Below are 24606 nucleotides of genomic sequence, written 5' to 3' on the forward strand. Positions count from 1 at the left end.
TTTACTCCCATTCCGCACGCGGGTTGAACGCCGCCTGCTCAGCCAGTTCGCGCCACAGGGCGCTGGCCTTCTCGTTCGGCTTCGGCGGCATCACCACCTTGAGAATGACATACAGATCGCCGGGCTCTTTCTTGCCCGCCAGCCCTTTGCCTTTGACCCGCAGCCGTTTGCCGCTCTGGCTGCCGGCCGGCACGGTCAGCGCGATTTTTCCGGTCAGCGTCGGCACCTCAATGCTGGCGCCGAGCGCCGCTTCCCACGGAGCGAGCGGCGCCACGATGCTCAGGTTGTGGCCATCTATCTCAAACAGCGGGTGCGGCGCGAGGCGGATGACCAGATACAGATCGCCGTTTTGGCCGCCGCCCACGCCGGCAACGCCCTGCCCCTTGAGGCGAATGCGCTCGCCATCGCCCACGCCGGCCGGGATTTTCACGTTCAACGTTTTGTTGGCTTCGCTCACCTGCCGCCCCAGCTCGTCATACACCGGCAGCGTATAGGAGATCTCGCGGCTTTGGCCATGCAGCGTTTCCTCGAGGAACAGCGGCACCTCCATCTCCAGATCCTGGCCGCGGAAGCCATGCCCGCCGTGCGAGTGCGAAGCGGAACGGTGCCCGCCCGCCGCACGCCCGCCGAACATGCTCTCGAAGAAGTCGGAGAAGTCTTGCGCGTCGGCGCCGCCGCCGTGCCATGAAGCGCTCTGCTGATAGCCGCCGTGATCGCCGCGCGCCTGGCGGCCAAAGTTCGGATCGTTGCGGTGCAGCCGGATCTGATCGTACTCGGCGCGGCGCTCGTCGTCCTTCAGCACCTCATAGGCTTCGGCCAGCTCCTTGAACTTGCTCTCGGCGTCGTCTTCAGTGCTCACGTCAGGGTGATATTTACGCGCCAGCCGGCGGTAGGCCGTTTTGATGGTTTTCAGATCGGCGTTGGGCTCAACGCCCATCGTGGCGTAGTAATCTTTAAATTCCATGCGGTAATACCTTCAATGTGTTGGGTTGTGCGCCAAAATTCCTTGTCTCTCTCGCCAGATATCCTCCTTTCGTCACATTCCTTTTCCGCTATCGCTAAGCATACTCCCGATTGTTAAAAGCTGCGCAAACTGAATAAAAACCGTGCGACAAGGCGCAGGCCCGCGCGCCATTTCTAAAGCCCCCCGCATTCACGTACACTGTGGCGGTGGCCCCATAAAGATAAATCACGATGAGAACTCAACTGATAACCCGTGAAGGGTATGACAAGCTCAAACAAGAGCTGGATTACCTCTGGCGTGAAGAACGCCCCGAGGTGACCAAAAAAGTGACCTGGGCCGCCAGCCTGGGCGACAGAAGCGAAAACGCCGACTACCAGTACAACAAGAAGCGGCTGCGCGAAATTGACCGCCGCGTCCGCTATCTGACCAAATGCCTGGAGCAGTTGAAGATCGTCGATTACTCCCCGCAGCAGGAAGGCAAGGTGTTCTTCGGTGCCTGGGTGGAGGTGGAGAATGACGACGGCGAGACCAAACGCTTTCGCATCGTCGGTTACGACGAGATTTTCGGCCGCAAGGATTACATCTCCATCGATGCGCCGATGGCGCGCGCCCTGCTGAAAAAAGAGGTCGGGGACATCGCCACCGTCAATACGCCGCTGGGCGAGGCACAGTGGTACGTAAATGAGATAAACTACCCGAAGTAAGCTTTCAGCTTTTTCCGAACCGCCGCCAACGCCGCCGCCTGAGCTGTTCTCCACGCCGCGGCCGCGCGGCGGCGGCCCGCTCCACTGGCATTTTCCGCGATCAATACGTATAACTGTCCCCTGTTTATTCACCGTTCTCAATACAGATACCAGACCTATGAATGACCCACTGAGCCGCATTATTGCAACAGAACTGCAGGCCCGGCCGGAGCAAGTCGACTCCGCCATCCGTCTGCTGGATGAAGGTAATACCGTGCCCTTTATTGCACGCTATCGTAAGGAAGTCACCGGGGGCCTGGACGACACCCAACTGCGCCAGCTGGAAACCCGCCTGGGTTATCTGCGTGAACTGGAAGATCGTCGTCAGACCATCCTGAAGTCGATCGATGAACAGGGCAAACTGACCGAACAGCTGGCGGGGGCGATCAACACCACGCTGAGCAAGACCGAACTCGAAGACCTCTACCTGCCGTACAAACCGAAGCGCCGCACCCGTGGCCAGATCGCCATCGAAGCCGGTCTGGAACCGCTGGCGGACACGCTGTGGCAGGATCCGCAACAGCAGCCGGAACAGCTGGCTGAACGCTACGTCGACGCCGACAAGGGCGTGGCGGACGTGAAAGCCGCCCTCGACGGCGCGCGCTATATCCTGATGGAGCGTTTCGCCGAAGACGCCGCGCTGCTGGCCAAGGTGCGCGACTACCTGTGGAAAAACGCCCATCTGGTGTCCAAAGTGGTCGAGGGCAAGGAAGACGAAGGCGCCAAGTTCCGCGACTACTTCGATCACCACGAACCGATTTCCCAGGTGCCTTCGCACCGCGCGCTGGCAATGTTCCGCGGCCGCAACGAAGGTGTGCTGCAGCTGGCGCTGAACGCCGATCCGCAATTTGAGGAAGCGCCGCGCGAAAGCCAGGCGGAGCTGATCATCATCAATCACCTCAACCTGCGCCTGAACAACGCCCCGGCCGACGCCTGGCGTAAGGCGGTGGTCAACTGGACCTGGCGCATCAAGGTGCTCCTGCACCTGGAAACCGAGCTGATGGGCACGGTGCGCGAACGCGCGGAAGACGAAGCAATCAACGTGTTCGCCCGCAACATGCATGATCTGTTGATGGCCGCGCCGGCCGGCATGCGCGCCACCATGGGCCTCGATCCAGGCCTGCGCACCGGGGTGAAAGTCGCCGTGGTCGACGCGACCGGTAAACTGGTGGCCACCGACACCGTCTATCCGCACACCGGGCAAGCGGCCAAAGCCGCCGCCATCGTCGCGGCGCTGTGCATCAAACACAATGTAGAGCTGGTGGCCATCGGCAACGGCACCGCTTCGCGTGAGACCGAGCGTTTCTATCTCGACCTGCAAAAGCAGTTCAGCGACGTCCGGGCGCAGAAAGTGATCGTCAGCGAAGCGGGCGCATCTGTGTACTCCGCGTCAGAACTGGCGGCGCTGGAATTCCCGGATCTCGACGTGTCGCTGCGCGGCGCGGTATCCATTGCCCGTCGCCTGCAGGATCCGCTGGCGGAGCTGGTGAAGATCGATCCGAAATCCATCGGCGTCGGCCAGTATCAGCACGACGTCAGCCAGAGCCAGTTGGCGAAGAAGCTGGATTCGGTGGTGGAAGACTGCGTGAACGCCGTCGGCGTCGATCTGAACACCGCATCGGTACCATTGCTGACCCGCGTGGCCGGCCTGACGCGCATGATGGCGCAGAACATCGTCAACTGGCGCGACGAGAACGGCCGCTTCAGCAACCGTGAACAGCTGCTGAAAGTCAGCCGTCTGGGGCCGAAGGCCTTCGAACAGTGCGCCGGCTTCCTGCGCATCAACCACGGCGACAACCCGCTGGATGCCTCCACCGTTCACCCGGAAGCCTACCCGGTGGTGCAGCGCATCCTGGCCGCCACCGAGCAGGCGCTGCAGGACCTGATGGGCAACGCCTCGGCGGTGCGCAGCCTGAAAGCGGTCGATTTCACCGACGACAAGTTCGGCGTGCCGACGGTCACCGACATTCTGAAAGAGCTGGAGAAGCCGGGCCGCGACCCGCGTCCTGAGTTCAAAACCGCCACCTTTGCCGAAGGCGTGGAAACCCTCAACGATCTGCAGCCGGGGATGATCCTGGAAGGGTCGGTCACTAACGTCACCAACTTCGGCGCCTTCGTGGATATCGGCGTGCATCAGGATGGCCTGGTGCACATCTCCTCGCTGGCGGACAAGTTCGTCGAAGATCCGCACACCGTGGTGAAGGCCGGCGACATCGTCAAAGTGAAGGTGATGGAAGTCGATCTGCAGCGTAAACGCATCGCGCTGAGCATGCGCCTGGATGAGCAACCGGGCGAAGGTTCACCGCGCCGCGGCGGCAACGCGCCGGCACAGGCACGCGACAACGCCAACCGTTCGGCAGGCGGCAACAAGGCCAAACCGCGCAATGCGGCGCCGGCCGGCAACAGCGCCATGGGCGACGCGCTGGCGGCGGCATTCGGCAAGAAACGCTAAGTCAGAGCCAATAGGGCGGAGCCTGCTCCGCCCTTTCTGATGAATAAAACTTGCTGCATTTCTTGACCCGTCTCAATAAACCATCATCTTTTTATTTCCCGTTCCTGCGTGACCGCCCTCCCATTATTCAGGCAACAAAAATGCCTTCTGCAGCCATTTATTAACAACTCCGTTAACACGCATTTTTCATCTCGCGAATTGTGAGAGAAACACAAATGGTTACCGCTCGCATTACGGTGGAATAATGTTATCGAATTGCCTTTCAGCGGAAATAAATAAAGGGAAAAAGCCATCGATATTTGCAAACGAGAAAACTCGGCTACAAATACGTAACTGATTTAACTCGCCATTCTCATTTGTTCCCAAGTGCAAGCAGTGATAAAACATCGTTAATCAAGACAACGCCATTAAAAACTGCCGTCACCATAATAATTGGTTACAATACCCTTACTTTTTGTATTGAACGCGATAATGATAATTACTATTATTTGCGCTCACTTTATTGCATGACCTTATGGATGAATACCGCCGACGGCGTGGCATTTTCGCCGGCAACGTCCAATTATCATCAGCCCGATGTTCATCGGCACCCGGAAGGTTAATCACATGCAGCTTCAACCTAAACGCACGTATAAGATTGTCGGCTTTTCCGGTGAAATTGCGCCGGCCTACCGCCAGAAATTGTTATCGCTCGGCATGCTGCCTGGCTCTTCATTCGACGTAGTGCGCGTCGCGCCACTGGGCGATCCGATAGAAATTAAAACTCGCCGCGTCAGCCTGGTGCTGCGCAAGAAGGATCTGGCGCTGCTGCAGCTCGACGGCCAGCCCTGACCTCCGTTTGCCGACGCGCTCTTGCGCCGGCGCTGTTCTCCTTGAAGACGACACGCTGAACTATGAAAAAACTCACCATCGGCTTAATCGGTAACCCGAACTCCGGCAAAACCACGCTGTTCAACCAGCTGACCGGCGCACGCCAACGGGTCGGCAACTGGGCGGGCGTGACGGTCGAACGCAAAGAAGGCCATTTCACCACCCCGCAGTCCGACGTGCGGCTAGTCGATTTGCCCGGCACCTACTCCCTGACCACCATTTCAGAGCAAACGTCGCTCGATGAGCAGATCGCCTGCCATTACATTTTGAGCGGCGACGCCGATCTGCTGATCAACGTGGTCGACGCCTCCAACCTGGAGCGCAACCTCTACCTGACGCTGCAATTGCTGGAGCTGGGCATCCCCTGCATCGTGGCGCTGAACATGCTCGACATCGCCAAAAGCCAGCATATCGATATCGACGTCGCCGCGCTGTCGGCGCGCCTCGGCTGCCCGGTAGTACCGATGATCTCCACCCGCGCCGACGGCATCGGCGTGCTGAAACAGATGATCGACAATCATCGCATCAACGAACAGCAGGCGCTGGTGAACTACCCGCCGTTGCTGCTGAAAGCGGTCGCCACGCTGAGCAACGCCATGCCGCAAACGCTGCCGGCAGTGCAACGCCGCTGGCTGGCATTGCAGATGCTGGAGGGCGACATCTACAGCCACCGGCTGGCCGGTCCCGCCGTCGCGCTGCTGCCTGCGGCCATTCAGACGTTGCAACAGCAGGAGCAAGAAGACCCGGCGCTGGTGATCGCCGACGCGCGCTACCAGTCTATCGCCACCCTGAGCGACGCGGTCAGCAACTCGCAGCAGGCGATGCCCAACCGCCTGACCGATATGCTGGATAAAGTGATCCTCAACCGCTGGCTGGGCGTGCCGATCTTCCTGTTGGTGATGTACCTGATGTTCCTGCTGGCGATCAATATCGGCGGCGCGCTGCAGCCGATCTTCGATATCGGCTCGGCGGCGATCTTCATTCAGGGCATTCAGTGGCTCGGCTACACCCTGCACTTCCCCGGCTGGCTGACCGTATTCCTGGCGCAGGGCGTCGGCGGCGGCATCAACACCGTGCTGCCGCTGGTGCCGCAGATCGGCATGATGTACCTGTTCCTGTCCTTCCTGGAAGACTCCGGTTACATGGCGCGCGCGGCGTTCGTGATGGACCGCCTGATGCAGGCGCTCGGGCTGCCGGGCAAATCCTTCGTGCCGCTGATCGTCGGTTTCGGCTGCAACGTGCCGTCCATCATGGGCGCCCGGACGCTGGACGCCCAGCGCGAACGCCTGATTACCATCATGATGGCGCCGTTCATGTCGTGCGGCGCCCGTCTGGCGATCTTCGCGGTGTTCGCCGCCGCCTTCTTCGGCCAGGGCGGCGCCGGGGTGGTGTTCTCGCTGTACATGCTCGGCATTGCGGTGGCGATCCTCACCGGCCTGGTGCTCAAATACACCCTCATGCGCGGCGAAGCCTCGCCGTTCGTGATGGAGCTGCCGGTTTACCACGTGCCGCACCTGAAAAGCCTGCTGCTGCAAACCTGGCAGCGGCTGAAAGGCTTCGTGTTACGCGCCGGTAAGGTGATCGTGGTGGCCAGCATATTCATCGGCGGCCTGAACAGCTTCTCGTTCAGCGGCAAGACGGTCGACAATATCAACGACTCCGCGCTGGCCTCTGTCTCCAAGGTGCTGACGCCGCTGCTGCAGCCGATGGGCGTCCACAGCGATAACTGGCAGGCCACCGTCGGTCTGGTGACCGGCGCGATGGCGAAAGAAGTGGTGGTCGGCACGCTGAACACGCTGTACACCGCCGAGCACATCAACAAAGAGGCGTTCGACGCCGCCAACTTCAACCTGCTCGATGAGCTGGGCGGCGCGCTGAACGAAACCTGGGACGGCCTGAAAAACACCTTCAGCCTGAGCGTGCTCTCCAACCCCATCGAAGCCAGCAAGGGCGACGGCGAGATGGGCGTCGGCTCGATGGGCGTAATGAGCAGCAAATTCGGCTCCGGCATCTCCGCCTACAGCTACCTGATCTTCGTGCTGCTGTATGTGCCTTGCGTCTCGGTGATGGGCGCCATTGCCCGTGAATCGAGCCGCGGCTGGATGACCTTCTCTATTCTGTGGGGGTTGAACGTGGCCTACTCGCTGGCGACGCTGTTCTATCAGGTGGCCACCTTCAACCAACACCCGCAGTACAGCCTGACGGCGATCCTGGCGGTGGTACTGGTGAACCTGCTGGTGCTGTTCGGACTGCGCCGGGCGCGCAGCCGCGTCACGGTGCGCCTGGGCAACGCCACGCCGGCGGCCTGTTGCCAGAGCGCCAAAGGGAGCTGTCACTGATGGCCAGGCTGCTGCAGGTGCGCGATGCGCTGGCGCTGCGCGGCAGCGCCCAGGCGCAGCAGCTCAGCCAATCGCTGGCGACGCCGTTGCCGCTGGTGCAGGCGATGCTGGATCGTTTGACGGCAATGGGGAAAGTGGAACGTATCGAACAGGATGGCGGCGCCTGTCTGAGCGGCAGTTGCAAAAGCTGCCCGCAGGGCCAGGGATGCAGCACGGTGTTCTACCGGCTGAAGGCCTGACGATCAGGGGCGCCGCAGCGGCGCCCCTTGCCATTCAAGGCTTATTGCTTGTCTTTGTAAACTTCGGCGATGGCGCTGAATTTACCGTGTTCGCGGCCCGCCAGGATCACGTAGTATTGACCGCCCTTTTCGTCTGCCAGTTTGGACAGCTCTTCCTTGGCATCCATCGGTGACGTGGTTTCCGCCGTCGTGGTGACGGTGCCGATCTTCTCGTATTTACCCGGATTCTTATCCAGATCTTCCTTGGTCAGCAGGGTTGCCGCCATGGAGCCGAAAGACACCGAACCCAGCACTGCCGCTGCAATAATCATCTTCAATGATTTCATGACACTAACCTCTCAATGGATAATTTATCTGTTATGAAAGCCGTCAAGGATCCATGCGTAGTACCGCAGGCTGCCGCGACATCCTCAGGCCTCGTTGCTTTCCCTGACGGGGCCTGTTTCCCAGAGACGAAACGCCAAAATGAAAATCGCCGCACGCGGTCTTTTCATTTTGCAGCCAACGCATTGACTCACTAAGTATTGAACAGCTTTGTCTTTTATCCACCCGGCGGCGTTTTTTTTCGCGCTCTATCGTGCGTTTTCACGCTGCATTCAATGTGCTGCAATAAACGCTTCGATCATCGTCACAAATTCATCGGGATGAGAGATAAATGGCGCATGGGCGGCTTTGGCCACGATCTGCGACGTAGAGTTCGGCCAGTCGGCGTCGAGCAGCTCGGCGACCTTGCGCGGCACCAGCCCGTCCAGATAGCCGTAGATCCGCAGCAGCGGCAGCGTCAACTCCGCCAGCGGTGCACGCAGATCGGCTGTGCGCAAGATCTCCAGCCCACCGTTCAGCACCTCGACGCTCGGCGTCGGTTGGTTGAGCACCACCGCTTTCAGTTGGCGCGCATCCTGACGCGCGCTCTCGGTGCCCAGCGTCTGCAGCGCCAGAAAACGCTCGACGGTGCGCTGGAAATCCAGGCTCAGCTGATGCTGGAAACCGCTCAGCACGTCCGGGCGGATCCCCGGCCACTCATCGCGGGCGGCAAAGCACGGCGAGGAGGCTACGGTGATAAGCCCCTTGACTCGCTCGGGCTGCATCAGCGCCGCCTGGCTGGCCACCAGCCCACCGAGCGACCAGCCAAGCCACCAGGACTGCGGCGGGGCAGCCGCCAGCACGATTTCCGTCATCTGCTCCAGCGACAGGGCACCGAACCCCTGGCTACGGCCGTACCCCGGCAGATCGACCAGGTGCAGGCGAAAATGCGGCGTCAGTCGCGCCTGAATGCAACTCCACACTTCGGCGTTCAATCCCCAGCCGTGCAGCAGCACAAGATCGCGTTTGCCTTCGCCTATTGTTTGCCAGTACAGCGCTGTCATTGGTTATTGTCCTTTCATACTTATCCGTCACGGAGACGCTATGCTATCAATCCGCAGCCGTTGTTGGCTATGCCGACAACCGTTGAGCCTGATCCGTCATGGCATCTGCAGCTGTTGCCTGCGTCATCTGCCGGCCCACCCGCCGTGTTGCCCGCGCTGCGGATTGCCCGCCGGGAAGACGCGAACGCCCTGCGGCCGCTGCCTGCAACGGCCACCGCCCTGGCAACGGCTGGTGTTCGTCGGCGACTACGTTGCGCCCCTCAGCCAACTGGTAAAAAGGTTCAAGTTCCACCGCGCGCCCGAGCTGGCGCCGACGCTAGCGCGCCTGATGTTGTTGCGGTGGCAGCAGGCGCGCAGAGAGCAGTATCTGAACAGACCCGACCTGATTTTAGCGGTACCCTTGTATGCAACACGCTGCTGGCACCGTGGTTATAACCAGAGCGATCTGTTGGCCCGGCCGCTGGCGCGCTGGCTGGGCTGCACCTATCAGCCCGCCGCCTTGCGCCGGGTGCGCAAAACCGCCCCGCAACAGCGGCTGAGCGCCGGGGTACGCAGGCGCAATCTGCAACGCGCGTTCGTTTGCGTGGCATCGGTCGCCGGCCGGCATATCGCCCTGGTGGATGACGTGGTGACCACCGGCAGCACCGTCGCGCAGATAGCGGCGCTGCTGCAGCGGCAAGGCGCCGCCTCGGTGCAGATATGGTGCATTTGCCGCACGTTGTAGTGCCACGGCAATGGGCGTATTATAACCGACTATAGAAGTCAACTATTGAGCTAATGCTATGATCCGTATAACAGATACTGCACAGGAACACTTTGCCAAACTGCTGGCAAATCAAGAAGAAGGCACCCAAATCCGCGTATTCGTGATCAACCCGGGCACGCCGACGGCCGAATGCGGTGTCTCTTATTGCCCGCCGGACGCGGTAGAAGCGACGGATACCGAACTAAAGTTCGACAAACTGTCCGCCTATGTCGATGAGCTGAGCGCGCCGTATCTGGAAGACGCCGAAATCGACTTCGTGACCGACCAACTGGGTTCCCAGCTGACGCTGAAAGCGCCAAACGCCAAAATGCGCAAGGTCGATGACGACGCGCCGCTGATGGAGCGCGTGGAATACGTGCTGCAGTCGCAGATCAACCCACAGCTGGCGGGCCACGGCGGCCGCGTAACGCTGATGGAGATCACCGACGACAACATGGCAATCCTGCAGTTCGGCGGCGGTTGCAACGGTTGTTCGATGGTCGACGTCACGCTGAAAGAAGGCATCGAGAAAGAGCTGCTGCAGAAATTCCCGGAGCTGAAAGGCGTGCGTGATTTGACCGAGCACCAACGCGGCGAGCACTCCTACTACTAATCTCCGGCGCTCGCGCCGCGGTAGAGAACACAATGCCGGAAGGGGGAATCCGTTCCGGCATTGTCGTTTTCACCCCACCGACACCTTGCGGCGCCGCTTGTCCAAATCCTTCAGTAAGCGGTTTATGTGCGGGTCGGCAAACATCTCCTCCAGCGTCTGGGTCAGCTTGCGCCGCCAGTTAGGGTACTGATCGCTGGTACCGGGAATATTGACCGGATCGGCCATATCCAGCCAGTCTTCCGGCTGCAGGCCGAGCAAGGCGCTGGCGCTGTCGGCGACATAACGCTGCAGGCCGCGGTTGAGCAGCGGGCTCATGCCGAGCAGCGTCGCCTTCTTGCCCACCTTCTGCGGCACGCAGCCATAGCGATGCAATCCGTCCAGCAATCCCTGCTTGGCGCGTTCCCGATCGGCGAACAGCGTCCGCAGGATTTCCGCGTCCGGGTAAAGACCCAGCCGGTTGCCGAGCGTCAGGTCGTCGCTTTGCCAGTAGCCGCGCAGCGTCGGCAGATCGTGGGTAGTGATGGTCGCCATCGCCTGCACCGGATAGGCCTGCGGCGCGCGGAAATGGTGTTCGCCGTCGCTTTCGAAATAGAGCACTTTGTAGGAATAGACGCCGCTGTCGCGCAGCTTGCCGACGATTTCCACCGGCACCGTGCCGAGATCCTCACCGATCACCATGCAGCGGTGGCGCTGGCTTTCCAGCGCCAGCACCGCCAGCAGATCGTCCACCGGGTATTTGACGTAGGCGCCGCGATCGGCGGTTTCGCCATACGGGATCCACCACAGCCGCAACAGCGCCATGACGTGATCGATGCGCAGCGCGCCGCAGCTGGTCATGTTGGCGCGCAAAAGATCGATGAACGGCTGATACCCGCGCGCCGCCATCACGTGCGGATCCATCGGCGGCAGGCCCCAGTTTTGCCCCAGCGGCCCCAGAATATCCGGCGGCGCCCCGACCGACGCTTTCAGGCAGTACAGCTCACGGTCACACCAGGTTTCCGCCCCGCCTTCCGCCACCCCGACCGCCAGATCGCGATACAGGCCAATCGGCATCTGCTGCTGTTGACTCTGGTCAAAACACTGCGCGAACTGCGTGCCCGCCAACCATTGCAGCCACAGGTAAAAGCGAACCGCGTCCTGATGTTCAGCGCAGAACTGCCGCACCGCTTCGCTCTGCCCCTGCCGATAACGTTCGGGCCAGGCCGGCCAGCCCCACTGGCTGGCGTCTTTGGCCGCCAGATGGGCGTGCAGCGCATCAAACGCCGCCTGCTGATACAGGCTGTCGCCGCCCTCAGCCACAAACAGCTCGAACGCCTGACGCTGCGCGTCGTTCGGCTGGCGCGCCTGAAACAGCGGGAACGCCAGCTTCAGCGCCGCCAGCTTCAGCTGCATCACGGCGGTGTAATCCACCCACTCCGCGGCGCGCGCCTTGGCCAGCTGCTTCTGCGTCGCCGGCTTCTGCCACCAGCGCTGTGCCGCGTCGCTGCGCTGGAAATCCTCCACCGCGTTGACGTCGATATACGCCAGATTCAGCCAGCGGCGCGACGAGGGGCTGTAAGGGCTGGCGCTCTCCGGATTAGCCGGATACAGCGCATGGATCGGGTTGAGGCCAACGAAGGCGCCGCCGCGCTCCCCGACCTGCTCCACCATCAGACGCAGATCGCCGAAATCGCCGATGCCCCAGTTGCGATCGGAGCGCAACGTATACAGCTGAACGCAAGCGCCCCACAGCTTCTTACCGGTCAGCAAGGCGTCCGGCTCGAAGCAGCGTCTCGGCGCGACGATCACGCGGCATGGCCACTGCTGCTCGCCCTGGCTCAGCGTCAATTGGTGGTAACCCACCGGCAGATCGCCGGGCAGCGTCAGGGTCTTGCGCGCGCCGATGCGCCCCTGCAGGCATTCGCCGTCTTCACGTTGCAACGCCCACAGGTACTCGCCTTCACCCGCCGGGGTCAGCGCCAGCGGCGCGCCCTGATAGAACACCTTGACCGCCGGTAACGGCGGCGCCGCTCCTTCCTGCTCGGCATCGGTTCGGTTCATGGCCGCCAGCAGCTTGCGCTTGGTCTGCGGTTCAATCGCCTGCCGCTTGCCGTGGGCATTGATGAAATCGGCGGCGATCCCCGCCTGCGCTGCCGCCTGATCGATACGCTTGCGATCCATTCGCTCTCCTTAACGTTTGGCTTGCCAGATACGCTGCTGGTAATCGCGGATCGAGCGATCCGAGCTGAACATGCCGACGCGCGCGGTGTTAAGGATAGTCCGCCGCGTCCATTCGTCCCGATCGCGATACAGCTCGTCGACCCGGCGCTGCGCCTGGCAGTACGAGGCAAAGTCCGCCAGCACCAGGTAGGGATCGCCGCCTTCCAGCAGGCTGTGCAGCATCATGTCGAACGCGTGCTTGTCGCCGTGGCTGAAGGTGCCGCTCGCCAGCTCGTCCAGAATCGCCTTCAGGTGCTTGTCTTTCTTGCGGTAGCTGAGCGGATCGTAACCCTTCGCCACTATCGCCTTCACCTGCTCCACGGTATTGCCGAAGATAAAGATATTGTCTTCGCCCACCTGCTCGGCGATTTCGACGTTGGCGCCGTCCAGCGTGCCGACCGTCAGCGCGCCGTTCAACGCCAGCTTCATGTTGCCGGTGCCGGAGGCCTCTTTGCCGGCGGTGGAGATCTGTTCGGAGATATCCGCCGCCGGGATCATCAGTTCGGCCACCGACACGCGGTAGTCAGGGATGAACGCCACTTTCAGGCGATCTTTCACCAACGGATCGTTATTGATCTTCTCGGCCGCCTGATTGATGGCGTAGATGATGTTCTTCGCCAGGTAGTAGCCCGGCGCCGCCTTGGCGCCGAACAGGAAGACGCGCGGCACGATGTCCAGGTTGGGGTTGTCGCGCAGCTGACGATACAGCGACAGGATGTGCAGCAGGTTCAGGTGCTGGCGTTTGTACTCGTGCAGACGCTTGATCTGCACGTCGAAGATCGCGTCCGGGTCAAGTGTCAGCCCCATTACGCCGTGTACGTAATGGGCCAGCGCCACCTTGTTGTCGCGTTTGATCTGCTGATAACGCTGGCGGAACGCCGCGTCGTCGGCGAATTTTTCCAGCCCGCGCAGCGCGTCGAGATCGCTCGCCCACTCCACCTTCAGCGTCTCGTCGATCAGGCCCGACAGCGCCGGGTTGCACTGTTTCAGCCAGCGGCGCGGCGTGATGCCGTTGGTGACGTTATGGAATTTGTTCGGCCACAGCTGGTGATATTCCGGGAACAGATCTTTCACCACCAGATCCGAATGCAGCTGCGCCACGCCATTGACCGCAAAGCCACTGACCACGCACAGGTTGGCCATGCGCACCTGCTTGTTGTGGTGCACCGCCAGTTTGGCCCACACCGCCTCGTCGCCCGGCCAGTGCTTATCCACCAATTTTTTAAACCTGGCGTTGATCTGTTTGATGATGGAGAAATGGCGCGGCAGCAGGCTGCGCACCAGTTTTTCATCCCAGCACTCCAGCGCTTCCGGCATCAGGGTGTGGTTGGTATAGGCGAAGGTGTTGCTGGTGATCGCCCAGGCCGCCTCCCACTCCAGCTGGTGCTCGTCCAGCAGAATGCGCAGCATTTCCGGAATGGCGATGGTCGGGTGGGTGTCGTTCAGCTGGATCACTTCGTACTTCGGCAGCTCTTCAATCTTGCGGCCGGCCTGATGGTGCTTGCGCAAAATGTCCGCCACCGAGCAGGCGCACTGGAAATACTGCTGCATCAGGCGCAGGCGCTTGCCGGCCTGATGGTTGTCGTTCGGGTAAAGCACCTTGGTCAGCTTGTCGGCTTCTACGCCCTGCTTCTCCGCCTGCAAGAATTTGCCGTCGTTGAAATCGCTCAGGTTGAACGGATGCTGATGGGTCGCCTGCCACAGGCGCAGCGGCTGCGCCACGCCGTTGCGATACCCCAGCACCGGCAGATCCCAGGCTTCGCCGCGCAGGGTGAAGGCCGGGCGCCACCGTTCGCGGCCGTCGGCCTGCTTTTCCAGCTTGCCGCCGATGCCCACGTCCACCGCCAGCGCGGCGTTGTGGCGGAACCACGGATAGCTCTCGCGTTGCCAGTTATCCGGCGCCTCTTGCTGTTGCCCTTCGCGGAACGACTGGCGGAACAGCCCGTACTGGTAATTCAGCCCATAGCCGGTGGCCGGTTGCTCCACCGTTGCCATCGAGTCGAGGAAACAGGCCGCCAGACGCCCCAGCCCGCCGTTGCCCAGCGCCGGATCGGTTTCCTGCTCCAGCAAATCCGCCAGCTTGACGTTCTGCTCGGCCAGCGCATGCTCGACGGTGTCGTACCAGCCCAGGTTGATCAGGTTGTTCGCCGTCAGCCGGCCGATCAGAAACTCCATCGAGATGTAGTTCACGTGGCGCAGCGGTTTGGCGCTTTTGCGCGGCGCCGGCTGTGCGGCCAGCTGCTCGGCCAGCGCCGCACTGACGGCTTCCCACCATTGATGTTGCGTCATCTGCTGTGCGGAACTGAGGCCGAACCGTTGCCACTGACGGGCGAGCGCCGCCAGAAAAGCATCCTTCTTGAGCGTAGGCTGTGACATAAGGAAAACTCTCTATCCAGTAAGTGGGTCAAATTGCCGCTATCGTGCCGGTGAGAAAGCCTGACGGCATCATCCCGCCTGGGGATTAGCTGGGGAGGAGGATTGGGGCGTAGCTGGAATTGTGATCTCAGGCACTGTTTGACTCCCTTGCAACGATGCAAAAAAGCCCGCCAACGCGTGCGGCGAGCACTGAGAACGTTAACCATGACGTTAGCACAAGTATTCGCGCTGCTGAAGTTTTGTCCATGGCCGGAAATGCGATCCGCGACCGCATCGCCGCGCGCCGGCGCCAAACGTAAAAAAGTGTGATCAATAGCAACTTAACTCCAAGCCGATGCGGAAGCTTGTTGCAATACGTTTAGGGTTGGCAGAAGTTAGGGGGAGCTATTAATTACGAACCATAAAATAATTAGCGCCACTCCAATCCCGGCGGGAACCGCGATTTATACCCTGGAATACTATGCTGATCCCATCAAAACTGAGCCGCCCGGTACGGCTGCAAAATACCGTGATCCGCGATCGCCTGCTGGCCAAACTGGCCAGCGCGGGCAACTATCGCCTGACACTGGTCAATTGCCCGGCGGGATACGGGAAAACCACGCTGATCGCCCAATGGGCGGCCGGCAAGGCCGATCTGGGCTGGTATTCGCTGGATGAGAGCGACAATCAGCCGGAGCGCTTCGCCAGCTACCTGATCGCCGCGCTGCAGCAGGCCAGCGGCGGCCGCTGCGTCAAGAGCGAGGTGCTGAGCCAGAAACACCAGTACGCCAGCCTGTCGGCGTTGTTCGCCCAGCTGTTTATCGAGCTGGCCGACTGGCACCAGCCGCTGTACCTGGTGATCGACGACTACCACCTGATCACCAACGACGCCATCCACGAAGCCATGCGCTTCTTCCTGCGCCATCAGCCGGAAAACCTGACGCTGATCCTGCTCTCACGCACCCTGCCGCCGCTCGGCATCGCCAATTTGCGGGTGCGCGATCAGCTGCTGGAAATGGGCACGCAGCAGCTGGCATTCACCCACCAGGAAGCCAAACAGTTCTTCGACTGCCGCCTGGCGGCGCCGATGGAACAGCAGGACAGCAGCCGCCTGTGCGACGAAGTCGAAGGCTGGGCCACCGCGCTGCAGCTGATCGCGCTGTCGGCCCGCCAGTCCGCCTCGTCGGCTCAGCTGTCGGCCAAGCGCCTGGCGGGGCTGAACGCCAGTCACCTGTCCGACTACCTGGTAGACGAAGTGCTGGACCACGTCGATGCCGATGCGCGCGCTTTCCTTCTGCGCTGTTCGGTGCTGCGTTCGATGAACGATGCGCTGATCGTGCGACTGACCGGCGAAGACAACGGCCAGCAGCGGCTGGAGGAGCTGGAGCGCCAGGGGCTGTTTATCCACCGCATGGACGACACCGGAGAATGGTTCAACTTCCACCCGCTGTTCGCCTCTTTCCTGCGCCAGCGTTGCCAGTGGGAACTGGCGCTGGAGCTGCCGGGGTTGCACCGCGCCGCCGCCGAGGGCTGGCTGGCGCTGGGGTATCCGGCGGAGGCCATTCACCACGCGTTGGCGGCCAGCGACGTCAGCATGCTGCGCGACATCCTGCTGCAACACGCCTGGTCGCTGTTCCACCACAGCGAACTGGCCTTGCTGGAGGAGTGCCTCAACGCGCTGCCGTATGAGCGCCTGATCCAAAACCCCAAGCTGGCGCTGCTGCAGGCCTGGCTGGCGCAGAGCCAGCACCGCTACAGCGAGGTCAATACCCTGCTGGAGCGCGCCGAGCGCACCATGCGCGAGCAGAAAATCGAGATAGACCAAACGCTGCACGCCGAGTTCGACGCCCTGCGCGCCCAGGTGGCGATCAACGCCGGCAAACCGGAAGAAGCCGAGCGGCTGGCGACCGAAGCGTTGAAATTCCTGCCGCTGTCCAGCTACTACAGCCGCATCGTCGCCACCTCGGTGACCGGCGAAGTGCACCACTGCAAGGGCGAGCTGGCGCGCGCGCTGCCGATGATGCAGCAAACCGAACAGATGGCGCGTCGTCATCAGGCCAACCATTACGCGCTCTGGGCGCTGCTGCAGCAGAGCGAAATTCTTATCGCCCAAGGCTACCTGCAGGCCGCTTACGAAACCCAGGATAAGGCCTTCGAACTGATCCGCGAACAGCACCTGGAACAGCTGCCGATGCACGAATTCCTGCTGCGCATTCGCGCGCAGATCCTGTGGTCGTGGTCGCGGCTGGACGAAGCGGAAGACGCGGCGCGCACCGGGCTGAAAATTCTGGCGAACTACCAACCGCAACAGCAGCTGCAGTGCATCGCCATGTTAGCAAAATGCTCGCTGGCGCGCGGCGATCTGGACAACGCCAATACCCACCTGCAGCGGTGCGAAGCCCTGCTGCACGGCGCCCACTACCATCGCGACTGGCTGACCAACACCGACAAATCGCGGGTGATCCACTGGCAGATGACCGGCGATACCGCCGCCGCCGCCCAGTGGCTGCGCCATACCGAAAAACCCGGCATGGCGGACAACCACTTCACACAGGGCCAATGGCGCAACATCGCGCGGGTGCAGATCCTGCTCGGCCAGTATGACGAGGCCGGCGTAGTGCTGGATGAACTGAACGAAAATGCCCGCCGCCTGCGGCTGGTGAGCGATCTCAACCGCAATCTGCTGCTCAGCAACCAGCTGTACTGGCTGCAGGAGCGCAAGGGCGAAGCGCAGCAGGCGCTGATCGAAGCGCTGTCGCTGGCTAACCGCACCGGCTTTATCAGCCATTTCGTCATCGAAGGCGAAGCGATGGCACAGCAGCTGCGCCAGCTGATCCAGCTCAACACGCTGCCGGAGCTGGAGCAGCATCGCGCCCAGCGTATCCTGCGCGACATCAACCAGCATCATCGACACAAGTTCGCGCATTTTGACGAGAACTTCGTCGATAAGCTGCTGACCCACCCGCAGGTGCCGGAGCTGATCCGCACCAGCCCGCTCACCCAGCGCGAATGGCAGGTGCTGGGGCTGATCTATTCCGGTTACAGCAACGACCAGATCGCCGGCGAGCTGGACGTGGCGGCCACCACCATCAAGACGCACATCCGCAACCTGTACCAGAAGCTCGGCGTGGCCCATCGCCAGGAGGCGGTGCAGCAGGCGCAGCAGCTGCTGAAGATGATGGGGTACGGCGCGTAAAAACCCTGATATCCCTCTGGTCTTAAACGCCGCCGAGTTGGTTACAATAGCGGCGTCCCCCAATAACGAGGCAGTCAGCAGTATGGAACAGTTCGAAGCGATCAACGTTGAGCAGGCGTACACCCGCTGGAAAGAGGGCAGCGCCGCCCTGGTCGACATCCGCGATCCGCAAAGTTTTGAAGCCGGGCATACGCCGGGCGCCTTTCACCTCACCAACGCCACCCTGTCGGCCTTTATGCAGCAAAACGACTTCGAGCGGCCGGTGATGGTGATGTGCTACCACGGCAACAGCAGCCGCAGCGCGGCGCAATACCTGCTGCACCAGGGGTTCGACGCGGTCTACAGCATCGACGGCGGTTTCGAAGCCTGGGCCCGCCAGTACCCGCAAGACGTGGAAACCTCTGCCTGATCCCCGCCGCCCGCTGCGCATCGGCGGGCTTTCCCTTCGATTTTATGCGCGTTTTCGCGGGTTTTTCGCAGATCCGTTTGCCAGCGCTCAGGATTTCGACGTTATAATCGGCCGTCAGGGTCATCGGCGAGCAAGCCGCGGCCAAAATCATTCACTTACGACGGAAGAGCAATGGTTAGAGTAATCGCCATATCCAACCCGCGCTTGGCGCTGGCCTTTGTCGACTATATGGCGACCCAGGGCATCCGGCTTGAGCTGCGCAACAGCGGCGAGGCGGCGGAAATCTGGCTGGCCGACGACAGCCACCTCGAGCAGGTGCAACACGAGCTGCAGCAGTTTCTGGTCGATCCGCTCAACCGCCGTTATCAGGCCGCCAGTTGGCAGACCGGCCATACCGACGCCGGCCTGCACTATCAGAGCGAATCCTACCTGCACACCCTGCGCAGCAAGGCCGGGCCGCTGACGCTCGGCGTGATGGTACTGTGCATCGCGGTCTACATCCTGATGCAGGTGCTGGGTGACGATACCGTGATGTACTGGCTCTCCTGGCCGCAAGACAGCAGCCAATACACGCAGCTGTGGCGCTGGGTCAGCCATGCGTTCCTGCACTTCTCCCTGCTGCATATTCTGTTTAACCTGATGTGGTGGTGGTATCTCGGCGGCCAGATGGAAAAACGCCTCGGCGCCGGTAAGCTGTTCGTGCTGGCGGTGGTGTCGGCCTTCTTCAGCGGCTGGGCACAATCGCTGTTCAGCGGCGCGCTGTTCGGCGGGCTGTCGGGCGTGGTCTATGCGCTGATGGGCTATGTGTGGCTGTCGGGCGAACGGGCGCCGGAGCGCGGCCTGATGCTGCCGCGCGGCCTGATGGTGTTCTCGGTGCTGTGGCTGGTGGCCGGATATTTCGATATTTTAGGAATGTCGATCGCCAACGCGGCACACGTAGCCGGTTTAGTGTTAGGGTTATTGATGGCATTTTGGGATACGCGTCATCGCGCACACAACGAACAATAACAGCCGGGAGCTGTGCCCAGCGGGCATGGCGGGCGTTTTAGGGGATTATCGTGAAGCAAACACAGCGTCATGACGCAATTATCGAGCTGGTGCGCCTGCAGGGTTACGTCAGCACGGAAGAGCTGGTGGAACATTTTGACGTCAGCCCGCAAACGATTCGCCGCGATTTGAATGACCTGGCCGACCAGAACAAGATCCAGCGTCACCACGGCGGCGCGGCGCTGCCTTCCAGCTCGGTCAACGCTGCCTATAACGATCGCAAGGTGATGTGGTCGGAAGAGAAAGCCCGCATCGCGCAGCGCGTCGCCAGCCAGATCCCGGACGGCGCCACGCTGTTCATCGATATCGGCACCACGCCGGAAGCGGTGGCCCATGCGCTGATGAACCACAAGAACCTGCGCGTGGTCACCAACAACCTCAACGTCGCCACCCTGCTGACCGCCAAGGAAGACTTCCGCCTGATCCTGGCCGGCGGCGAAGTGCGCACCCGTGACGGCGGCATCATGGGCGAAGCCACCCTGGACTTTATCTCTCAATTCCGCCTCGATTACGGCATTCTCGGCATCAGCGGCATCGATATGGACGGCTCGCTGCTCGAATTCGACTATCACGAAGTGCGCACCAAACGCGCGATTATCGAAAATTCCCGCTGCGTGATGCTGGTCACCGACCACTCTAAATTCGGCCGCAACGCCATGGTCAACCTGGGCAACATGAACCTGATCGACTACCTGTTTACCGACCAGCTGCCGCCGCCGAGCGTGATGAAAATCATCGAGCAGTACGACGTGCAACTGGAGCTGTGCTGATCCGCTGTTAACCTGCGGGGCGCGCCGCCGCCCCGTTTCCTACTCCCCGCCCTCTTCATCGACAGCCGTTTGCGCGCTCGCGCCATATCCACATCATTTATGTGACTATCATCACCAAACTGTTACCTCTATCACGCCTAAATGTTTTTGTTTGGTTAAGTCTTGGCTTGCTTGTTGGTTTTTGATTACAATCATGAGCGAAAACGAACATGAAAGAGCTATTTCGAACATCTGGAGGAAGATGACGTGGAAACCAAAGACTTGATCGTTATCGGTGGCGGCATCAACGGTGCCGGCATCGCGGCGGATGCTGCCGGGCGCGGGCTGTCGGTACTGCTACTGGAAGCGCAAGACTTGGCCTGTGCTACGTCTTCCGCCAGTTCCAAACTGATCCACGGTGGCCTGCGCTACCTGGAACACTACGAATTCCGTCTGGTGAGCGAAGCGCTGGCCGAGCGTGAAGTGCTGCTGAAGCTGGCACCGCACATCGCGTTCCCGATGCGTTTCCGCCTGCCGCACCAGCCGCACCTGCGTCCGGCCTGGATGATCCGTATCGGCCTGTTCCTGTACGATCACTTGGGCAAACGCACCAGCCTGCCGGGCAGCAAGGGGTTGCGCTTTGGACCAGAGTCGGTGCTGAAGCCTGAACTGAAGCGCGGTTTCGAATATTCCGACTGCTGGGTTGACGATGCTCGCCTGGTGGTGCTGAACGCGCAGGAAGTGGAAAAACGCGGCGGCGAAGTGCGCACCCGCACCAAAGTGACCCGCGCATGGCGTGAAAACGGCCTGTGGATGGTGGAAGCGGTCGATATCGACAGCGGCAAAACCTTCACCTGGCGCGCCAAAGGCCTGGTGAACGCCACCGGCCCGTGGGTGAAAAACTTCTTCGACGACGGCCTGAAGCTGAAATCGCCTTACGGCATCCGTCTGATCAAAGGCAGCCACATCGTGGTGCCGCGCGTGCACGATCAGCCGCAGTCTTACATTCTGCAGAACGAAGACCACCGCATCGTGTTCGTGATCCCGTGGAATGACGAGTTCTCCATCATCGGCACCACCGACGTGGAGTACAAAGGCGATCCGAAGGACGTGAAGATCGACGAGAACGAAATCGCTTATCTGCTGAAAGTGTACAACGATCACTTCAAGAAGCAGCTGGGCCGCGACGACATCGTCTGGACTTACTCCGGCGTGCGTCCGCTGTGCGACGACGAGTCCGATTCACCGCAGGCGATCACCCGCGATTACACGCTGGACGTGCACGATGAGCAGGGCAAAGCGCCGCTGCTGTCGGTCTTCGGCGGCAAGCTGACCACCTACCGCAAGCTGGCCGAGCATGCGATGGAAAAACTGGCCCACTACTACCCAGGCTGCGGCCCGGCATGGACCAAAAACGCCACGCTGCCGGGCGGTGACATCGACGGCGACCGCGACGGCTACGCGGCCAAACTGCGCCGTGCGCACGGCTGGTTGCCGGAAGCTCTCGCGCGCCGCTATGCCCGCACCTACGGCAGCCAGAGCGAGCTGATCCTGGCCGGCGCCAACGGCCTCGCCGATCTGGGCGAAGATTTCGGCCACGGTCTGTATGAAGCCGAGCTGCGCTACCTGACCGAGAAAGAGTGGGTCGTAGAACTGGCCGACGCCATCTGGCGCCGTACCAAGCTGGGTATGTGGCTGGACGAGGCGCAGCAGGCGCGAGTGAAAGCCTGGCTGGCAGAACACGCGAAAACGAAAGCGCTGTCTCTGGCTTCCTGAGCCGCAGCGTAACGAAAAAGGGCCGGTTATCCGGCCCTTTGCTTTTTTCCTGTCCCGCTTTACAGCTTCACCGGCTGAATGTGCCAGATTTCGTCCGCGTATTCCTGAATGGTGCGATCGGAGGAGAAGTAGCCCATGTTGGCGATGTTCAGCACCGCACGCCGCGTCCATTCGTCCTGATTGAGATAGACCTCGTCCACCTTGTCCTGCGTGTCCACATAGCTGCGGTAATCCGCCAACAGCTGATAGTGGTCGCCGAGGTTGACCAGCGAGTCGAACAGATTGCCATAGCGTTTCGGCTCTTCCGGGCTGAACACGCCGGTAGCGATCTGCGTCAGCGCCTGATGCAGCTCCGGGTCTTGCTCATAGTACTGGCGCGGGTTGTAACCGTTGCGGCGCAGCTCCTCGACCTGCTCGGCGGTATTGCCGAAGATAAAGATGTTCTCCTCCCCCACATGCTCGCGCATCTCGACGTTGGCGCCGTCCAGCGTGCCGATGGTCAGCGCGCCGTTCAGCGCGAACTTCATATTGCTGGTGCCCGAGGCCTCGGTGCCCGCCAGCGAGATCTGTTCGGACAGATCCGCCGCCGGGATGATGATCTGCGCCAGGCTGACGCCGTAGTTCGGAATGAACACCACCTTCAGTTGGGTATGCACGCGCGGATCGTTGTTGATCACTTTGGCCACGTCGTTGATCAAGCGGATGATCTGCTTGGCGGCATAGTAGGCCGAGGCCGCCTTGCCGGCGAAGATCACCACCCGCGGCACGCGCTCGATCTCCGGATCGTCCAGCAAACGGTTATACAGCGTGATGACGTGCAGCACGTTGAGCAGCTGCCGTTTGTACTCGTGGATGCGCTTGATCTGCACGTCGAACAACGCATCCGGGTTAACCACCACGTTGAGCGTTTTGGCGATATACAGCGCCAGCCGCTCCTTGTTCTGCCGCTTGGCGCGCTGTACCGCCTGCAGGAAGCTCGGGTAGTCGATATTGGCCTGGATCTCGCTCAGCTGGCTGAGATCGGTTCGCCAGGTTTGGCCGATGCAGTCGTCCAGCACCGCCGCCAGCGGCGGGTTGGCCAGCGCCAGCCAACGACGCGGCGTTACCCCGTTGGTTTTGTTGCAGAAACGAGTCGGGAACAGCCGGGCGAAGTCGGCGAACAACGACTGCACCATCAGTTCGGAATGCAGAGCGGAAACGCCGTTGACCTTGTGGCTGGCCACCACCGCCAGCCACGCCATGCGCACCCGGCGGCCGTTGGTTTCGTCGATGATCGAGACCCGCGCCAGCAGATCGTTGTCGCCCGGCGCCACTTCCTGCACCATCTTGAGGAAGTGATCGTTGATTTCGAAAATCAGCTGCAGGTGGCGCGGCAAGATGCGGCCTATCATGTCCAGCGGCCAGGTTTCCAGCGCCTCGCTCATCAGCGTGTGGTTGGTGTAAGAGAACACCTGCTCCACCACTTCCCAGGCGTCGAGCCACTTGAATTTGTGCTCGTCGATCAGCCGGTGCATCAGCTCGGGAATCGACAAGACCGGGTGGGTGTCGTTGAGGTGAATGGCGATTTTGTCCGCCAGGTTGTCGAAGGTTTTGTGCATCAGCCAATGGCGATTGAGGATATCCTGCACCGTGGCCGACACCAGAAAATACTCCTGCCGCAGCCGCAGTTCGCGCCCGGAGGAGGTCGAATCGTCCGGATACAGCACGCGCGACACGTTCTCCGAATGGTTTTTATCTTCCACCGCCGCGAAGTAATCGCCCTGGTTGAACTTGCCGAGGTTGATCTCGTTACTGGCCTGCGCGCCCCATAACCGCAGCGTGTTGGTGGCGTCGGTGTCAAAACCGGGGATCACCTGATCGTAGGCGATGGCCACGACCTCTTCGGTCTCCAGCCAACGCGCCTTGGCGCCCTCCTGCTGCACGCGGCCGCCGAAGCGCACCTTGTAGCGGGTGTTATGGCGCGGAAACTCCCACGGATTGCCGTACTCCAGCCAGTAGTCCGGCGATTCCATCTGTTGGCCGTTGACGATGTTCTGCTTGAACATGCCGTATTCATAGCGAATGCCGTAGCCGCGCCCCGGCAGCGCCAGCGTGGCCAGCGAGTCGAGGAAGCAGGCCGCCAGCCGGCCCAGACCGCCGTTACCGAGCCCGGGGTCGTTCTCTTCCTCCAGCAGCTCCGCCAGGTTCAGCCCCATCTCATTCAGCGCATTGTCGATATCCTGATAGATGCCCATCGACAGCAGCGCGTTAGACAGGGTGCGGCCGATCAGGAACTCCATCGACAGGTAATACACCTGCCGCACGTCTTGAGACAGCTGGGCGCGGTTGGAACGCAGCCAGCGCTCCACCATGCGATCGCGCACCGCGAACAGCACGGCGTTCAGCCAATCGTGCCGGTTGGCGATAGCCGGATCCTTGCCGACGATAAACATCAGCTTATAGGCGATGGAGTGTTTCAGCGCTTCCACACTGACCGTAGGTGAGGTGTAACTAAACGGTGAAGTCATGGCTTTTTAATCCCTTGTAGGGAGCCCCGCCATTCG

The 24606-nt window shown here is 61.2% G+C and carries 18 protein-coding genes; 12 read left to right on the forward strand and 6 right to left on the reverse strand.

Features of this window, described 5'->3' with window-relative positions; all coding sequences use genetic code 11:
- Position 1: 1 nt before the first annotated feature.
- Complete coding sequence (gene cbpA, locus ACJ8IL_RS10780; RefSeq protein ID WP_025304550.1) at positions 2-964, reverse strand: curved DNA-binding protein; 963 nt, start codon at positions 962-964, stop codon at positions 2-4.
- A 230-nt stretch (positions 965-1194) separates the two neighbouring features.
- On the opposite strand from cbpA, the gene greB reads away from it, so the two are divergent.
- The 5 genes from greB to ACJ8IL_RS10805 all read left to right on the forward strand — a co-directional run bounded on the left by greB (position 1195) and on the right by ACJ8IL_RS10805 (position 7607).
- A complete protein-coding gene (gene greB / locus ACJ8IL_RS10785; protein WP_025304551.1) occupies positions 1195-1668 on the forward strand; it encodes a transcription elongation factor GreB in 474 nt (157 codons plus the stop codon).
- 157 nt (positions 1669-1825) lie between these two features.
- Entirely contained in the window at positions 1826-4159 is a 2334-nt protein-coding gene (locus ACJ8IL_RS10790) for a Tex family protein (protein WP_060435134.1), read from the forward strand.
- A 606-nt stretch (positions 4160-4765) separates the two neighbouring features.
- Positions 4766-4990 (forward strand): ferrous iron transporter A, encoded by a 225-nt coding sequence (gene feoA / locus ACJ8IL_RS10795; protein WP_043139125.1) that lies wholly within the window; start codon positions 4766-4768, stop codon positions 4988-4990.
- Positions 4991-5052: 62 nt separating this feature from the next.
- The gene (gene feoB, locus ACJ8IL_RS10800) at positions 5053-7368 is read left to right on the forward strand and encodes a Fe(2+) transporter permease subunit FeoB (RefSeq protein ID WP_442516535.1); all 2316 of its coding nucleotides are present in this window, start codon (positions 5053-5055) and stop codon (positions 7366-7368) included.
- On the forward strand, positions 7368-7607 hold the full coding sequence (locus ACJ8IL_RS10805; protein ID WP_025304555.1) for a FeoC-like transcriptional regulator: 240 nt from the start codon (positions 7368-7370) through the stop codon (positions 7605-7607). Before feoB ends, ACJ8IL_RS10805 begins: the two co-directional genes overlap by 1 nt.
- A gap of 41 nt (positions 7608-7648) precedes the next feature.
- Here the strand turns inward: ACJ8IL_RS10805 and ACJ8IL_RS10810 are convergent, their stop codons facing one another.
- Positions 7649-7933: a YdgH/BhsA/McbA-like domain containing protein gene (locus ACJ8IL_RS10810; RefSeq protein WP_004930765.1), complete on the reverse strand. Its 285-nt coding sequence runs from the start codon at positions 7931-7933 to the stop codon at positions 7649-7651.
- Positions 7934-8203: 270 nt separating this feature from the next.
- Entirely contained in the window at positions 8204-8974 is a 771-nt protein-coding gene (gene bioH, locus ACJ8IL_RS10815; RefSeq protein ID WP_197769806.1) for a pimeloyl-ACP methyl ester esterase BioH, read from the reverse strand.
- Between the two features lie 40 nt (positions 8975-9014).
- Here bioH and gntX point away from each other — a divergent pair, with 40 nt between their 5' ends.
- Positions 9015-9698 carry a DNA utilization protein GntX gene (gene gntX / locus ACJ8IL_RS10820; protein ID WP_025304557.1) on the forward strand — a complete coding sequence of 228 codons (684 nt, stop codon included), beginning with the start codon at positions 9015-9017 and terminating at the stop codon, positions 9696-9698.
- A gap of 58 nt (positions 9699-9756) precedes the next feature.
- Positions 9757-10332: a Fe-S biogenesis protein NfuA gene (gene nfuA, locus ACJ8IL_RS10825; RefSeq protein ID WP_025304558.1), complete on the forward strand. Its 576-nt coding sequence runs from the start codon at positions 9757-9759 to the stop codon at positions 10330-10332.
- A gap of 69 nt (positions 10333-10401) precedes the next feature.
- Here nfuA and malQ read toward each other — a convergent pair whose 3' ends face one another.
- Entirely contained in the window at positions 10402-12492 is a 2091-nt protein-coding gene (gene malQ, locus ACJ8IL_RS10830; RefSeq protein WP_261427252.1) for a 4-alpha-glucanotransferase, read from the reverse strand.
- A gap of 9 nt (positions 12493-12501) precedes the next feature.
- Entirely contained in the window at positions 12502-14907 is a 2406-nt protein-coding gene (gene malP / locus ACJ8IL_RS10835) for a maltodextrin phosphorylase (protein ID WP_442516536.1), read from the reverse strand.
- A 460-nt stretch (positions 14908-15367) separates the two neighbouring features.
- On the opposite strand from malP, the gene malT reads away from it, so the two are divergent.
- The 5 genes from malT to glpD all read left to right on the forward strand — a co-directional run bounded on the left by malT (position 15368) and on the right by glpD (position 22063).
- Positions 15368-18082, forward strand: coding sequence for an HTH-type transcriptional regulator MalT (gene malT / locus ACJ8IL_RS10840; RefSeq protein ID WP_197811516.1), 2715 nt, complete (start codon positions 15368-15370; stop codon positions 18080-18082).
- Between the two features lie 82 nt (positions 18083-18164).
- Complete coding sequence (glpE, locus tag ACJ8IL_RS10845; RefSeq protein WP_004930790.1) at positions 18165-18491, forward strand: thiosulfate sulfurtransferase GlpE; 327 nt, start codon at positions 18165-18167, stop codon at positions 18489-18491.
- A 171-nt stretch (positions 18492-18662) separates the two neighbouring features.
- A complete protein-coding gene (gene glpG, locus ACJ8IL_RS10850) occupies positions 18663-19499 on the forward strand; it encodes a rhomboid family intramembrane serine protease GlpG (RefSeq protein ID WP_049205574.1) in 837 nt (278 codons plus the stop codon).
- A gap of 50 nt (positions 19500-19549) precedes the next feature.
- Positions 19550-20308: a DeoR/GlpR family transcriptional regulator gene (locus ACJ8IL_RS10855; RefSeq protein WP_004930797.1), complete on the forward strand. Its 759-nt coding sequence runs from the start codon at positions 19550-19552 to the stop codon at positions 20306-20308.
- 246 nt (positions 20309-20554) lie between these two features.
- Positions 20555-22063 (forward strand): glycerol-3-phosphate dehydrogenase, encoded by a 1509-nt coding sequence (gene glpD / locus ACJ8IL_RS10860; RefSeq protein WP_043138961.1) that lies wholly within the window; start codon positions 20555-20557, stop codon positions 22061-22063.
- Positions 22064-22122: 59 nt separating this feature from the next.
- On the opposite strand, the gene glgP is transcribed toward glpD, so the two are convergent.
- Positions 22123-24570 (reverse strand): glycogen phosphorylase, encoded by a 2448-nt coding sequence (gene glgP, locus ACJ8IL_RS10865; RefSeq protein WP_025304564.1) that lies wholly within the window; start codon positions 24568-24570, stop codon positions 22123-22125.
- Positions 24571-24606 lie beyond the last annotated feature (36 nt).

This window comes from Serratia sp. CY47444 (genome assembly GCF_052168635.1).
GTDB classification, from domain to species: Bacteria; Pseudomonadota; Gammaproteobacteria; order Enterobacterales; family Enterobacteriaceae; genus Serratia; species Serratia bockelmannii.